Annotated in this window: 11 protein-coding genes and 1 pseudogene; 8 read left to right on the top strand and 4 right to left on the bottom strand. The window is 72.6% G+C overall.

Translation table 11 applies throughout. The features are described from left to right. Window positions 1-58: 58 nt before the first annotated feature. Window positions 59-664: pseudogene (locus ADK57_RS14775) on the top strand (hypothetical protein); the annotation flags it as partial. Between the two features lie 202 nt (window positions 665-866). On the opposite strand, the gene ADK57_RS14780 reads toward ADK57_RS14775, so the two are convergent. Further along, complete coding sequence (locus ADK57_RS14780) at window positions 867-1,793, bottom strand: DUF3027 domain-containing protein (RefSeq protein WP_053749921.1); 927 nt, start codon at window positions 1,791-1,793, stop codon at window positions 867-869. A 268-nt stretch (window positions 1,794-2,061) separates the two neighbouring features. Here ADK57_RS14780 and ADK57_RS14785 point away from each other — a divergent pair, with 268 nt between their 5' ends. The 4 genes from ADK57_RS14785 to ADK57_RS14800 all read left to right on the top strand — a co-directional run bounded on the left by ADK57_RS14785 (window position 2,062) and on the right by ADK57_RS14800 (window position 5,683). After that, window positions 2,062-3,516: an MFS transporter gene (locus tag ADK57_RS14785; RefSeq protein WP_199830580.1), complete on the top strand. Its 1,455-nt coding sequence runs from the start codon at window positions 2,062-2,064 to the stop codon at window positions 3,514-3,516. Window positions 3,517-3,599: 83 nt separating this feature from the next. Beyond that, the gene (locus tag ADK57_RS14790) at window positions 3,600-4,124 is read left to right on the top strand and encodes a hypothetical protein (RefSeq protein WP_053749923.1); all 525 of its coding nucleotides are present in this window, start codon (window positions 3,600-3,602) and stop codon (window positions 4,122-4,124) included. A 13-nt stretch (window positions 4,125-4,137) separates the two neighbouring features. Next, window positions 4,138-4,845, top strand: a complete 708-nt coding sequence (locus tag ADK57_RS14795; protein ID WP_053749924.1) for a futalosine hydrolase — start codon at window positions 4,138-4,140, stop codon at window positions 4,843-4,845. After that, entirely contained in the window at window positions 4,835-5,683 is an 849-nt protein-coding gene (locus ADK57_RS14800) for a 1,4-dihydroxy-6-naphthoate synthase (RefSeq protein WP_053749925.1), read from the top strand. Before ADK57_RS14795 ends, ADK57_RS14800 begins: the two co-directional genes overlap by 11 nt. A gap of 115 nt (window positions 5,684-5,798) precedes the next feature. On the opposite strand, the gene ADK57_RS52240 is transcribed toward ADK57_RS14800, so the two are convergent. Then, window positions 5,799-6,182 carry a cold-shock protein gene (locus ADK57_RS52240; RefSeq protein ID WP_053749926.1) on the bottom strand — a complete coding sequence of 128 codons (384 nt, stop codon included), beginning with the start codon at window positions 6,180-6,182 and terminating at the stop codon, window positions 5,799-5,801. A gap of 163 nt (window positions 6,183-6,345) precedes the next feature. Between ADK57_RS52240 and ADK57_RS14810 the strand changes: the two genes are divergently transcribed. After that, entirely contained in the window at window positions 6,346-6,594 is a 249-nt protein-coding gene (locus tag ADK57_RS14810) for a hypothetical protein (RefSeq protein ID WP_053749927.1), read from the top strand. Here the strand turns inward: ADK57_RS14810 and ADK57_RS14815 are convergent. Continuing rightward, window positions 6,573-7,205 (bottom strand): HAD family hydrolase, encoded by a 633-nt coding sequence (locus ADK57_RS14815; RefSeq protein ID WP_053749928.1) that lies wholly within the window; start codon window positions 7,203-7,205, stop codon window positions 6,573-6,575. The two genes, ADK57_RS14810 and ADK57_RS14815, sit on opposite strands and share 22 nt — an antisense overlap. 74 nt (window positions 7,206-7,279) lie before the next feature. Beyond that, a complete protein-coding gene (locus tag ADK57_RS14820) occupies window positions 7,280-8,371 on the bottom strand; it encodes a hypothetical protein (protein WP_053749929.1) in 1,092 nt (363 codons plus the stop codon). Window positions 8,372-8,593: 222 nt separating this feature from the next. Between ADK57_RS14820 and ADK57_RS14825 the strand changes: the two genes are divergently transcribed. Both ADK57_RS14825 and ADK57_RS14830 read left to right on the top strand, forming a co-directional pair. Beyond that, window positions 8,594-11,122 carry a helicase C-terminal domain-containing protein gene (locus ADK57_RS14825; protein ID WP_053749930.1) on the top strand — a complete coding sequence of 843 codons (2,529 nt, stop codon included), beginning with the start codon at window positions 8,594-8,596 and terminating at the stop codon, window positions 11,120-11,122. A 131-nt stretch (window positions 11,123-11,253) separates the two neighbouring features. Further along, a complete protein-coding gene (locus tag ADK57_RS14830; RefSeq protein ID WP_053749931.1) occupies window positions 11,254-12,900 on the top strand; it encodes a DNA repair helicase XPB in 1,647 nt (548 codons plus the stop codon). The last annotated feature ends 30 nt before the right edge of the window (window positions 12,901-12,930 follow it).

Below are 12,930 nucleotides of genomic sequence, written 5' to 3' on the forward strand. Positions count from 1 at the left end.
CGCACCCGCACCCGCACCCGCACCCGCACCCGTCTGAGGATCCACGGACCCGCCCAGCAAGACCCCGCCCCTGCTGCTGGTCGTCTGCCAGGACCGGGCCACAGCCGAGTGGGCCGCCCAGCCCGTACCCATCGGGCCCCGGTGGTGGGCCGCCCTCACGCTGCGCCCACTGGTGGCCGGTCCGCACAACATGCCCGTGATCAACGATCCGGACGAGGCCCGTGCCGACCTGGCGCTGGCCACACTGTCCGCCATCACCCACGCGAAGGAACCGGCCGTCGATGGGATACCGAAGGCCCTGTCCACCGCTCTGCAGGACGTGCCCGAAGCCGTCGCCGACCCCATCATCGAATTCACCGCACAGGGCCTCGGCGTCAACCGCCGGGCCGGAGAACTCTGGAGGAACCTGGTGGCCGTGGACCTCTCCTTCTACAAGTCGTACATCTCGGAAGAGATCCGTGACGAGGGGCGTGCCCAGGCGAGGGTCGAGGACATCCTGCGACTGCTGGACCGCCGTGGCGTCGAGGTCTCGGACGCAGACCGTGAGCGCGTCACATCGTGCGACGACCTCGATGTCCTCGACCTCTGGTTCGACCGCGCCACCACCGCCACCTCGGCGGAACAGGTCCTCGCAGAGCCCGAGGCCCGACCCGCAGGTGAGTAGCGAGTCCGATCACGGACGCGAGGTGGTGCCCCGTCCCAAACAGACCCCCGACGCCCCGACCTCTTCTCGCGGCTTGCCCGCGCGCAGAGCAAGCCGGAATGGAGCAGGGGGAGCAGGGGGGGAGCAGGGAAACATCCCCCACCCCCACACATCGGCACCGGCACCGAAACCGGCACCCGCACCCGCACCCGCCCCCAGCGACTTACGAGTGCCCCAACTCCGCCGCATCCTCGTCGGAGACATCCGGCACCGACCCCGAATCCCGCGCCGGACGCAGCGGAAACGGATCCACCGTCGTCTCGTCGATCACCGGCGGAGCCGGCCGCGGCGGCGCCGGCATGACCGCCGCCTCGGAGTGGCCTCCGCAGCCGTAGGACAGGGAGACCAGCCGCCCGTCGGCCGGTGCGAACTCGTTGGCGCAGATGCCGAAGGCCTGGCCCAGCGACCCGCCGATCGGCACGAGGAACCCGCAGCTCACGCAGGAGGCGGGCGCGGCCTGGGCCATGGGGGTCTTCGCGCCGTACGACTCTTCCCAGCGGTCGGCGGCGATGTGCAGTCCGTAGCGGGACAGGACGCGGGCCCGGCGCATGCCGAGTTCCTCGGCGACGGCGGCGATGGAACCGCGGGCGGGGACGACGGGGAGGGTCGCGGGGGCGCCCGGGGTGACCTCCGCGTCCTCGGCCTCGACCAGCTCGGCCATCTCCTCCGAGACGGGCGAGCTGGGCAGTGGCTCGTCCTCGCCGGAGTAGCCGGGCTCCAGGCGGAGGTCCTCGGCGTCGGTGGGGAGCAGATCGCCCGGGCCCATGTCGCCCGGCCGCAGGCGCTCGCTCCATGGCACCCACTCGGGGGCGAGGAGGGCGTCCGGGCCCGGCAGCAGGACCACCTCGTCCAGGGTGACGAACTTGGCGCGGGAGGCGCGGGCGACCGTGACGGCCCAGCGCCAGCCGCGGTAGCCGAGTTCCTTGCACTCGAAGAAGTGCGTGACGACACGGTCGCCCTCTGACACCAGTCCCGCGTGCTCGCCGACCACGCCGGGCGCGGCGGCCTCCTCGGCGGCGGTGCGGGCGAGGTCGACGGCCTCGGCGCACAGGCGGTCGGGGGTGCGGCTTCGCGTGGTCGCTGCGCTCACAGGTATCGCTTCTCTCCTACGCCGTCTCTCTGGTGCGTCGCCTGTCGGCGGCGGGGCGGACGGAGCGGACCCGGGGACCGCGTCGACGTCCACGCCCACTCACACTCGGGCGCACCTCTACCACCCATTCTGCGGGATGGCTGAGATACGCACGCTACCTGTTCGCGTGCGCTTGGCCTACACCGACGGGTCTGTTCGCTTTCAGAAGTGCACGGCCATACGCGCGGTAACCGCACTACACACCCACTTCTCGGGGCACTATGACGGGGTGGCAGCCGCGAAGACGCCCCAAGGTGCCACCGGGATCGGTGGGTCCAAAGGGATGTCCAAAGGGATCAAAGGCAGCAAGGGGAACGGCCGAGGCAGCGGGCCGGGCCGAGTGGGCGGGCGTCTGCGCGCGGTCGGCCGTGCCCTGCACCTGCCGGTGACAGGTCCCGCACGCGGTATCCGCAAGGCGACCCACGCCCACGGAGCCGGCGAGTCCGGGCTCGGCAAGCTGATCGAACTGCACGGTGTGAACGGCGCCGGGGATGTGATGATCACGGTCGCGCTGGCCTCCACCGTGTTCTTCTCCGTCCCCACGGACGAGGCCCGGGGCCGCGTCGCCCTCTATCTCGCGATCACGATGGCGCCCTTCACGGTCCTGGCCCCGGTGATCGGCCCGCTCCTCGACCGCCTCCCGCACGGCCGCCGCGCGGCGATGGCGGGCTCGATGCTGGCCCGGGCGCTGCTCGCGCTGATCCTCTCCGGGGCGGTCGCCAGCGGCAGCCTGGAGCTGTATCCGGCGGCATTGGGCGTACTGGTCGCGTCGAAGGCGTACGGCGTCGTCAGAAGCGCCGTCGTGCCCCGGCTGCTCCCACCCAAGTTCTCCCTGGTGAAGGCCAACTCCCGGGTCACCCTCGGCGGGCTCCTCGCGACCGGTGTCGCCGCGCCGATCGGGGCGGGGCTGCAGGCGATCGGCTCGCGCTGGCCGCTCTACGGCGCCTTCGTGATCTTCATGGTGGGCGCGTTCCTGTCCTTCACCCTGCCGCCGAAGGTCGACTCCGCCAAGGGCGAGGACGTCGCGCTGCTGGCGGCGGACGAGGAGCATCTGCACGGGCCGCATCTCAAGCCGGTCAAGCGGCCCGGCCTGCGCACGGTCGGCCTGGCCGTCACCCATGCCCTCGGCGCCAACGCCTCGCTGCGCTGCCTGTCCGGCTTCCTGATCTTCTTCCTCGCCTTCCTGCTGCGGGAGCATCCGCTGACCGGGGAGAGCGCGGCGGTGTCGCTCGGCATAGTGATCGCCGCGGCGGGCACGGGCAACGCGCTCGGTACGGCGGTCGGGGCGTGGCTGCGGTCCAGGGCGCCCGAGCTCATCATCGTCACGGTGGTGGCGTGCGTGCTGGCGACGGCGATCACGGCGGCGATCTTCTTCGGCGCGTTCCTGGTGGCCTGTCTGGCGGCGGTCGCCGGGTTCTCGCAGGCCCTCGCCAAGCTGTCCCTGGACGCGCTGATCCAGCGGGACGTACCCGAGCAGGTGCGGACGTCGGCCTTCGCGCGCTCCGAGACGATCCTTCAGGTGTCCTGGGTGTTCGGCGGCGCGGTCGGCATCGTGATGCCCCTCAACGGCACGCTGGGCCTGTTCGTGGGCGCCGCGATCGTCGCCGTCGGCTGGCTGACCACCATCAAGGGCCTGCTGAGCTCGGCCCGGCACGGGGCTCCGGCGCGGTCGAGGGTGGCTTAGCGGAGGTCCAGGAACTCCCCTGGTCCACGGCACGCCGCACCCCGCGTAGGGGGACCGGTGGACCTGCCCGATAGCCTTCGGCCATGACCACGCTGCCCCGCGGCAGAGCCGCTATTGAACACAGTGCTGTGCGACGCCGCCGCGCCGTCGCCGCCGCCGGTGCCGTATCCGCCGGACTGCTCGTCCTGTCCGCCTGCGACAAGCCGACGCCGCGGGCCACCGTGACGTTCGGCAGTCACTCGGTGAGCACCGAGGCCGAGTGCTACGACGACGGCAACAGCATCGGCCAGCAAGAGGCCACCAAGTGCACGCTGAAGAAGGCGTCGCACTCGATCAAGGTGCCGCAGAGCGAGACGCTGCGCATCGGTGTCGACCCCGAGGTCGCCGACACGGGCTGGGCCCTGTGGATCAACGGCCAGCAGGTCACCAACGTGTACAAGAAGACGTACTACTCCTTCGAGGGAGTCGACCTCTTCGCCGACCAGCAGGGCCAGGCCGCGCCGAAGACGCTGAACATCAGCATCGTCGAGCAGGACAAGAGCGGTTCCGGCGCCAGCAAGCAGTACAAGGGCGTGTGGAACTTCAAGCTGGAGAACAAGGACGCCTGATCCGCAGCCGTCGATGCGCATCCTCGTAGCCACCGCGGTCCCGGTCGAACGGGACGCGGTGGCACGCGCGTTCCCGGGGCCCGCGCGTGAGGTGCCGCTCCCGGGCGCGACCCTCCACCGCGTTCCTCCCTCGTACGACCTCCTCGCGGCCGGCGTCGGCCCCGCCCTCGCCGCGGCCTCCACCGCAGCCGCCCTGACCGCGGCCACGCTCGAAGGCGCCCCCTACGGCCTCGTCGTCTCCGCCGGGATCGCCGGCGGTTTCCAGCCGGAGGCGCCCGTCGGCTCGCTCGTCGTCGCCGACGAGATCACCGCGGCCGACCTGGGCGCCGAGACGGCCGACGGGTTCCTGCCGGTGACCGAGCTGGGCTTCGGGACCGTCACCCATCGTCCGCCACAACCACTCGTACGAGCTGCCGTGTCGGCGACCGGAGCGCTCCCCGGCACGGTCCTCACCGTGTCGACGGTGACCGGCACGGCCGCCCGGGCCGCAGCCCTGCGCGCCCGCCACCCCCGCGCCCTCGCCGAGGCCATGGAGGGCTTCGGCGTGGCGGAGGCGGCCGCCGCGCACGGCGTGCCCGTGTTCGAGCTGCGGGCCGTCTCCAACCCGGTCGGCCCGCGCGACCGCGCCGCCTGGCGCATCGGCGACGCGCTGAGCGCGCTGACGGCGGCCTTCGGGAAGCTCACACCCGTCCTGGAGAGTTGGAACCCACATGACCGGTGACCAGTTGCAGATCGCGTACTCCCCCTGCCCGAACGACACCTTCACCTTCGACGCCCTCGCCCACGGCCGCGTCCCCGGCGCCCCGGCGCTGGACGTGACGTTCGCGGACATCGACATCACCAACGGCATGGCCGAGCGCGGCGAGTTCGACGTGCTGAAGGTGTCGTACGCCGTGCTGCCGTACGTCCTCGACGAGTACGCGCTGCTGCCCTGCGGCGGCGCGCTCGGGCGGGGCTGCGGGCCGTTGGTGCTGACGCGGGAGGCGGGCGTCGACCTGACGGGCCGTACGGTCGCCGTGCCGAGCGAGAGGTCGACGGCGTATCTGCTGTTCCGGCTGTGGGCGGCGGACACGCTCCCGGGGGGCGTGGGCGAGATCGTGGTCATGCCGTTCCACGAGATCATGCCCGCGGTGCGGGACGGGAAGGTGGACGCGGGACTCGTCATCCACGAGGCGCGTTTCACGTACCGGACCTACGGGCTGCACAAGCTCGCGGACATGGGCGAGCACTGGGAGAACACGACCGGGCTGCCGATCCCGCTGGGCGCGATCATCGCCAAGCGGTCGCTGGGCGCGGAGACCTTGACGCGGCTCGCCGACTCGATTCGTACGTCCGTCCGCGCGGCCTGGGACGATCCCGAGGTTTCCCGCCCATACGTGATGGAGCACGCCCAGGAAATGGATCCGGCCGTCGCCGACCAGCACATCGGGCTGTACGTCAACGAATTCACGGCAGAACTGGGCGAGGACGGTTACGCGGCGGTTCGGGGCCTTCTCACCCGTGCGGCGGCGGAGGGGCTGGTGCCCGCGCTCGGGCCGGACGCGCTCGCATTTCCCTGAGAACAGCCGACGGGCGGAGCCCGGCGCAGCCGTCCACAGCTGCCCACACGTGCGGAGGCCGAGGGGCTGGTACCGCCCCTCGGCCCGGACGCGCTGGATTTCCTCTGCGGCGGGGTTATACGTCGAGCTGGTCGGCGACCGCGCGGAGCAGGCCGGCGATCTTGCCGCCGGCGGCCTTGTCGGGGTACCGGCCCCTTTCGAGCATCGGTGTGATGTTTTCGAGGAGGGTCGTCAGATCCTGGACGATGGAGGCCAGTTCGTCGGGCTTCTTGCGGGTGGCGGCCGCGACCGAGGGGGTCGGGTCGAGGATGGTGACCGAAAGGGCCTGGTCGCCGCGCTGGCCGGCGACGACGCCGAACTCAACTCGCTGACCCGGCTTGAGCATCTCGACTCCGGCGGGGAGGACGGAGGAATGGACGAAGACGTCACCGCCGTCGTCGCGGGAGAGAAAGCCGAAGCCCTTCTCGCTGTTGAACCACTTGACCTTGCCGGTAGGCACGTCTGTCCTCGTCCTCGTACTCGTCGGAAAACTGCTTCTGAAACGGCTCTTGATAGCACTGGGGCGGGTCGTCGGGACCCGCCGGTACCAAGGCTAATGGTCTTCACGCCGGTGACAAGACGTCACCCGGTTGTTCCTCGCCGCAGGGAACTACCCTGGTCCGGTGCGTGACAAAACCCAAACGAATTCCGCCGAGCCCGGTGACCGACTGATCCGCGCCGGTGCGCTCGTGTTCTTCATCGGTGCAGTGGCCACTCTGGTCACCGTGGCCCCGTTCCTTCTCGGTACGACGCCTTTTCCGACGTACATGTTCGGCTTGAGCATGCTCATGGGAGTCGGCTTCCTGCTGGCCGGTGCGGGAGTGCTCCAGTCGATCGCGGCGGGGCGCCGTCAGGCTCGGGCCGGGCGGTAGTCCGTCAGCCAGTCCGGGAACGCGGTGAGGTCCTTGAGGACCACGTCCGCGCCGGCCGCGCTCAGCTCGTCCGCGTCGCACGGGCCGGTGGCCACCGCGACCGACAGCGCGCCGGCCTTCCGCGCGCCGCGGACGTCCCCCACGTGGTCGCCGACGTAGACGCCCGCGCCGTGCTCGCGCAGGGCGTCCGCCTTCTGCTCCGCCCACAGGTCGCCGATCACCGCGTCCGGTTCGATGCCCAGGTGCTCCAGGTGCAGCTCGGCGTTGGGCTCGTGCTTGGCGGTGACGACGATCGCCCGCCCGCCGGCCGCCCGCACCGCCGCGATCGCCTCCCGGGCGCCGGGCATCGCGGGCGTCGGCACGATGGCGATGGTCGGGTACATCGACCGGTAGAGGTCGGCCACGGGCTCGACCCGCTCCGCCGGGAACCAGTGGACCAGCTCATCGGCCAGCGGCGGCCCGAGCCGCGTGATGGCCAGGTCGGCGTCGATGTACGTCCCCGTCCGCTCCGACAGCGCCAGGTAGCAGGCGCGGATGCCGGGCCGGGAGTCGATGAGGGTCATGTCGAGGTCGAAGCCGACGGTCGGCGCGGAAGAAGTTGTAGAGGCCATATGGGCCATTGTGCCCAGCGTCCGTGACGGACAGGCGTCCGCGCGGCTGTGACCTACTTCCGCGCGGCTGTGACCTACCTCCGCCGCTGCGACCGCCACACCAGGAACAGCGCCGACGCGACGGCCGCGCCCCGCACCACCCACGGCCAGGTCTGGGCGATCGCGTCGTTCATGTGGCCCTCGGCGACGGGATCGCCCCAGCGGCCCTCGGTCCTCCCCCACAGCCACACCGCACCGGCCGTGAGGGACAGGCCGGGCAGGATCACGACCGCCCACTTGGTCTCGGCGTCGCTGAGCCGTCGCGAGGCATAGGCGATGCCCCAGCCCAGCACGAGGGCGATCCAGTTGCCGAGGACGGCACCGCCGACGAGGAGTCCGGCGGCGAGAAGGAGGAAGGGGTTGCTCCAGCCGCCGGCGCCTTGGGCACCGAGGAGCCGGAAGCGGCGGCGGGCCGCGGGGGCCTGGACGACGGCTTCGGCGGCCGGGGCCGGTGCGGGCGCCGGCGCGGGCTTGCCGAGCCGGACCAGCTTTCCGAGCGGGCCGGCCTTCCCCTTGTCGACCGTGGGCGCGGGCGTCCGCTCGGCGGTCTCCTTCTCCATCCGGACCGCCGGATCCGCCTTCGGCGGCGGGGGCTTGAGCAGTTCCGGGATCTCCACGCCGCCGACGAAGCCGGGCACGCTGTCCCCCACGCCGAACGCGCTGCTGTCCACCCGCCACCAGTCCGGCTGCGCCGCGCTGTCCCCGAGCTCGTGCGTGCTCGCGAGGTGCGGCGGGGAAGGCACGTCGGACGGGTCGGGGTCGGGGGACGCCTGCGCCGGGCGCGGACGCGGTACGACCCGCCGCAGGCCCTTCGGCCGAGGGCCGCCGCCCTTCTCCGGTTGCCGGTCCCGCTGTACGGGCACGGAGGCGGGCGGCTCCTGCGGTGTGGCGCCGGTTCCGGTGCCGCCCGCGGCCCGGACGACCTCGTCGGGGCTGCCCAGGTCGGCGATGATGCGGCGGACGGCGGCGGGGCTGTCGACGGTGACCTTGGCGCGGCGCCGGTCGATCTCGTTCCGCAGCTCCGACACCAGGCGCATCCGGTCGCCCGACGCCAACTGCCGCTGCTGAGCCACGTCGCCGACGCGGCTCAGATACTCGTAGACGACCTGGTCGCTCTCGATACCCACGAAGTCCCCTCCGGGGTTGGCGCGTTGAATACCTCGTCGGACGACGGTATCGCGGGCAGGCACCTCTGCCGTAGCCGTGGGGAGGCGTGCCGCCGGGGCGTTTGCGCAGCCCGGCGCTGCGGGGTGCCGCTGCGCCACCCTTGCCGCCCCGGCGGCACGACTGCCCAGCTGGGCGGGCAGCGCGGAGACACACCGTCGTACCCACCCGCTACCGTGGGTCGGATGAGCCACCAGGCCACACCGCCGCGCTCCCTCGCCGAGGCGCTCCGCGCCAGGGACGACGCCTCCCTGGCCGCACTCCTGCGCGCCCGCCCCGACCTCATCACCCCCGTCCCCACCGACCTCACCCAGCTCGCGACCCGCGCCGGTACCCGCGCCTCCGTGGTGCGGGCCCTGGAGCGCCTCGACCGGTTCGCGTTGCAGACGGCGGAGGCGCTGGCCGTGGCGGCGGACCCGGCCTCGTACGAGGAGCTGCTGGGTCTGATGGCGGGCGACGAGGCCGACCCGGCGGTCACGGCCGCGCTGCCGCGGGCGCTCGGCACGCTGCGCATGCAGGCCCTGGTGTGGGGCGCCGACGACCGGCTGCGGCTCGTGCGTACCGCCCGGGAGCTGCTGGCACCCGCGCCGCAGCACCCGTCACCGACGGGGCTGGGGCCGACGGTGCAGGAGGCGACGGCGGGCATGTCGCCGGGTCGTATCCAGGAGATCGTCACGGCTGCGGGGCTCCCCTCGACCCACGACGCGGTGTCGGCGGTGACCTCGCTGACCGCGCTCTTCACGAACCGCAGGCGGATGGGGGCGCTGCTGGGCGGTGCCCCGGAGGAGTCGCGGGAGGTGCTGGCCCGGCTGGTCTGGGGGCCGCCGTACGGCCAGGTCACCGCCGATCCCGCGGCCCGTCTGCGCTGGCTTCTCGACCGGGGGCTGCTGCTGCCGACGGCGCCGGGAACGGTCGTACTCCCCCGGGAGGTGGCCCTGCATCTGCGCGGCGGCCGGGCGCACCGGGTCGCCGAGCCGCTGCCGCCGACCGTGGAGGCCGCCGCCACGCATCGTCCACAGGTTGTGGACGAGACGGCGGCCGGGCAGGCGTACACCGCGCTGGCGACCGTCGAGGAGCTGCTGAAGGACTGGCACGAGGGCGGGCCGGCCGTGATGCGGGCGGGCGGGCTCAGCGTCCGTGATCTGAAGCGGACCGCCGTCGCCCTCGACGTGTCCGAGCCGATCGCGGCCTTCTGGGTCGAACTCGCCTACGCGGCGGGACTGTTGGCCTCCGACGGCGAGGCCGACGAGCGGTATGCGGCGACGCCGGCCCACGACGAGTGGCTGGAGCAGCCCGCGGGCCTGCGCTGGGCTCTGCTCGCCCAGGCGTGGCTGACGGCGACGCGGACGTCCGGGCTGGTGGGCGGGCGGGACGCGAAGGAACGTACGTTGTCGGCGCTGGGGCCGGGGCTCGACCGCTCGGCCGCGCCCGAGGTACGGCACCGGGTGCTGACCCTGCTGGCCGGGCTGCCGGAGGGCACCTCGCCGTCCGCCGAGTCGGTGCTGGCCCGCCTGAGCTGGGAGCGTCCCCTGCGCGGGGCCCAGCGGGACGACGACCTGCGGGCCCGGCTCGCCCGGTGGTCGCTGTCGGAGGCGGAGCTGCTGGGGGTGACGGGCCGGGGCGCGCTGTCGACGCAGGGACGGGCGCTGCTGGGCGCGCCCGCGCCGAAAGCGGCAGCGGAAGAACCGGTGGGGCCCGGCGACAAGCTCCCCGTCCACCACCACACCCCGCCGGTCGTCGAGCCCCTGTCCCCCGCCGAGCAGGCCACCGCCTCCGCGGCGGCCGCCCGCCTCCTCGCGCCGCTCCTCCCCGAGCCGCTGGACCACGTCCTGCTCCAGGCGGACCTGACGGCGGTGGCGCCGGGGCCGCTCCAGCGGCCGCTGGCGGACATGCTGGGCGTGCTCGCGGACGTGGAGTCGAAGGGCGGGGCGACCGTCTACCGCTTCACGCCAGGCTCGGTGCGCCGCGCGCTGGACGCCGGCCGGACCGCCTCCGACCTGCACGCGTTTCTCGCCGAGCACTCCCGTACGCCGGTTCCGCAGCCGCTGACGTACCTGATCGACGACGTGGCGCGCAGACACGGCCATCTGCGGGTCGGTGCCGCCTGTGCCTATGTCCGCTGCGACGACGACGCGCTGCTCAACGAGATCATGGCCGACAAGCGGGCGGCAGGCCTGAGCCTGCGGCGCCTGGCCCCCACCGTCCTGGCCACCCAGGCCGACCCGGCCGCGCTGCTCGACGGCCTGCGCGCGATGGGCTTCGCACCGGCCGCCGAGTCCGCCGAGGGCGACGTCCTGATCGCCCGCGCCCATGCCCACCGCACCCCGCCGCGCACGGCCCCCGAACCCGTCCCGGACGGTCCCCCGGTCCCCGACGCGACCCTCCTGTCGGCCGCGATCCGCGCCATCCGCGCCGGCGACCTGGCGTCCACGACCCCCCGCAAGCCGACGGCCGCCACTCCCGTCACCGGGGGCGAACTCCCCCGCACCAGCCCCGCCGAGACCCTCGCCACCATGCAGGCCGCCGTCCTCACCGGCGAGACCCTGTGGATCGGCTACGTCAACGCCGAGGGCGCCGCCAGCCAGCGCGTCATCGCCCCGATCCGCGTCGAGGGCGGCTTCGTGACGGCGTACGACCACACGGCGGACGAGGTGCGGACGTATCCGCTGCACCGGGTGACGGGGGTCGCGGAGCTGGCGGAGGACACCGGCTGACCGAGGATTCGGCGCCGCCGACACCACCGCCCGCGCCGTCCCGGTGTGACGCGCGCCCCACCCCAACCGCAGCCCGTGAGGCACACTGGACGTTTGGCCACACCTCTGGCCTTCCGGAAAGGGTGCCGCGCGTGAATGGTCCACTCATCGTCCAGTCGGACAAGACTCTGCTGCTCGAAGTCGACCACGAGCGGGCGGACGAGTGCCGTCGGGTCATCGCGCCGTTCGCCGAGCTGGAGCGGGCGCCGGAGCACATCCACACCTACCGGGTGACGCCGCTGGGTCTGTGGAACGCGCGGGCTGCCGGGCATGACGCCGAGCAGGTCGTGGACGCGCTGGTGGAGTTCAGCAGGTATCCCGTGCCGCACGCGCTCCTCGTGGACATCGCGGAGACGATGGACCGCTACGGCCGTCTGACGCTGTCCAAGCACCCGGCCCACGGGCTGGTCCTCACCTCCACCGACCGTCCGGTCCTGGAGGAGGTCCTGCGTTCGAAGCGGATCGCCCCCCTGGTCGGCAACCGCATCGACCCCGACACCGTCGCCGTGCACCCCTCCGAGCGCGGGCAGATCAAGCAGACGCTGCTGAAGCTCGGATGGCCGGCCGAGGACCTCGCCGGGTACGTCGACGGCGAGGCGCACCCGATCGAGCTGAACGAGGACGGGTGGGCGCTGCGGCCGTATCAGAAGCAGGCCGTGGAGAACTTCTGGCACGGCGGGTCGGGCGTCGTCGTGCTCCCCTGTGGTGCCGGAAAGACGCTGGTCGGGGCCGGTTCCATGGCCCAGGCGAAGTCGACGACCCTGATCCTCGTGACGAACACCGTCTCCGCGCGGCAGTGGAAGCACGAGCTGGTGAAGCGGACCTCGCTGACCGAGGAGGAGATCGGCGAGTACAGCGGGACGAAGAAGGAGATCCGGCCCGTCACCATCGCCACGTACCAGGTGCTGACGACCAGGCGGAAGGGCGTCTACCCGCACCTGGAGCTGTTCGACTCCCGGGACTGGGGGCTGATCCTCTACGACGAGGTGCACCTGCTGCCGGCGCCGGTCTTCAAGTTCACGGCTGATCTGCAGGCCCGGCGGCGGCTGGGACTGACCGCGACGCTCGTGCGCGAGGACGGGCGGGAGTCCGACGTGTTCTCGCTCATCGGGCCGAAGCGGTTCGACGCGCCGTGGAAGGAGATCGAGGCGCAGGGGTACATCGCGCCCGCGGACTGTGTGGAGGTGCGGGTGAACCTCACCGACTCCGAGCGGCTCGCGTACGCCACCGCGGAGACCGAGGAGAAGTACCGCTTCTGCGCCACGACCGCGACCAAGCGGAAGGTGACGGAGGCGATCGTCCGCCGGTTCGCGGGGCAGCAGATCCTCGTCATCGGGCAGTACATCGACCAGCTCGACGAACTGGGAGAGCACCTCGACGCGCCCGTGATCAAGGGCGAGACCTCCAACGCGCAGCGCGAGAAGCTCTTCGAGGCCTTCCGGCAGGGCGAGATCAGCGTGCTGGTGGTGTCGAAGGTGGCGAACTTCTCCATCGACCTGCCCGAGGCGACGGTCGCCATCCAGGTGTCGGGGACCTTCGGGTCACGGCAGGAGGAGGCACAGCGGCTGGGACGGGTGCTGCGGCCGAAGGCCGACGGTCACCAGGCCCACTTCTACTCCGTGGTCGCCCGGGACACCATCGACCAGGACTTCGCCGCGCATCGGCAGCGGTTCCTGGCGGAACAGGGGTACGCCTACCGGATCATGGACGCGGACGAGCTGCTCGCGGAGGACGCCTGACCGGGGCTGGCCTGCGGCGCCGGCCGGCTG

The organism is Streptomyces sp. MMG1533, from assembly GCF_001279775.1.
In the GTDB taxonomy this organism is placed as follows: domain Bacteria; phylum Actinomycetota; class Actinomycetes; order Streptomycetales; family Streptomycetaceae; genus Streptomyces.

Excerpts from the sequence above, each read along its gene's own strand:
- ADK57_RS14790 (WP_053749923.1), top strand. The coding sequence starts at position 3,600 with ATGACCACGCTGCCCCGCGGCAGAGCCGCTATTGAACACAGTGCTGTG.
- ADK57_RS14795 (WP_053749924.1), top strand. The coding sequence starts at position 4,138 with ATGCGCATCCTCGTAGCCACCGCGGTCCCGGTCGAACGGGACGCGGTG.
- ADK57_RS14800 (WP_053749925.1), top strand. The coding sequence starts at position 4,835 with ATGACCGGTGACCAGTTGCAGATCGCGTACTCCCCCTGCCCGAACGAC.
- ADK57_RS14815 (WP_053749928.1), bottom strand. The coding sequence starts at position 7,205 with ATGGCCTCTACAACTTCTTCCGCGCCGACCGTCGGCTTCGACCTCGAC.
- ADK57_RS14825 (WP_053749930.1), top strand. The coding sequence starts at position 8,594 with ATGAGCCACCAGGCCACACCGCCGCGCTCCCTCGCCGAGGCGCTCCGC.